Source organism: Streptomyces sp. NPDC059909, assembly GCF_042730885.1.
Classification (GTDB): Bacteria; Actinomycetota; Actinomycetes; order Streptomycetales; family Streptomycetaceae; genus Streptomyces.
Genome location: NZ_JBHWKX010000280.1, coordinates 1 through 1,004, shown reverse-complemented (window position 1 = coordinate 1,004; position 1,004 = coordinate 1). Strand labels below are relative to the sequence as shown.

Sequence of the window (1,004 nt, the reverse complement as noted above, 5' to 3'; positions counted from 1 at the left end):
CGGCCGGAGCCCGGGCAGGACGCCAACCTGAAGCGCGATCTCGGCTACTGGAGCCTGACGGGCGTGGCGTGCGGCGGCATCATCGGTTCGGGCTGGCTCTTCGGCTCGTTCTACGGCGCCCAGGCGGCCGGCCCCGCGGCCGTGATCTCCTGGGTGATCGGTGGTGCCGCGCTGACGCTGGTCGCCCTGGTCCTCATCGAACTGGGCGCCGGCAGGCCCGAGGCCGGCGGCATGGTGCGGTGGCCGTTCATCGCGAACGGACCCCTCGCGGGCACTCTCATCGGCTGGACCATGCTCCTCGCGGTCGCCAGCACCATGGCCGCCCAGGCCTCCGCCATCGTGCAGTACGCCAACCGCTACCTGCCGGGTCTGTACGAGGACGAGGCGCTGACGCTCCGGGGCCGGTTCGCCGGCGTGGGGCTCCTGCTGGTCCTCGTCATCCTGAACTGGTTCGGGGTCAGGCTCTTCGCCCGGCTGAACCTGCTGGTCACCGCCGTCAAGGTACTCGTCCCCGTGCTCACGATCGTGGCGCTGCTGGTGTCGAGCTTCCACCCCGGCAACATCTCAGCCGGCGGCGGCTTCGCCCCCTACGGCTGGTCGGCGTCACTGACCGCGATCGCCGGTGCGGGGATCATCTACGCCATCGACGGCTTCGCCTCACCGATCGAGCTGTCCGCCGAGGCGAAGAACCCCCGGAGGGACATACCGCGCGCGGTTCTCACCGCCATCGGACTCGCGGTCCTCCTGAACATCGTGCTCCAGCTGACGTTCGTCTTCGCCGTTCCGACGGAGAGTCTCGGGGACGGCTGGCGCGGGCTGACCTTCGCCTCGCCGTTCGGGGAGCTCGCCCTGCTGCTCAACCTCAGCTGGCTGGCGGCGGTCGTCTATGCCGACGCGGTGTTCTCACCGGGCGGCTCGACGTACGTGGCGGTGGCCGCCGGCAGCCGGGAGACGTACGCGGTGGCCAAGAACGAGGCGCTGCCCCGGTGGTTCGCCGGGGTGTC

At 70.8% G+C, this 1,004-nt stretch carries 1 protein-coding gene; it reads left to right on the top strand.

Going from position 1 to position 1,004, the window contains the following annotated elements; genetic code table 11:
• Positions 1–1,004 (top strand): APC family permease (locus tag ACFV9O_RS40850; protein ID WP_385428248.1); only part of this gene is annotated, 1,004 nt, incomplete at both ends.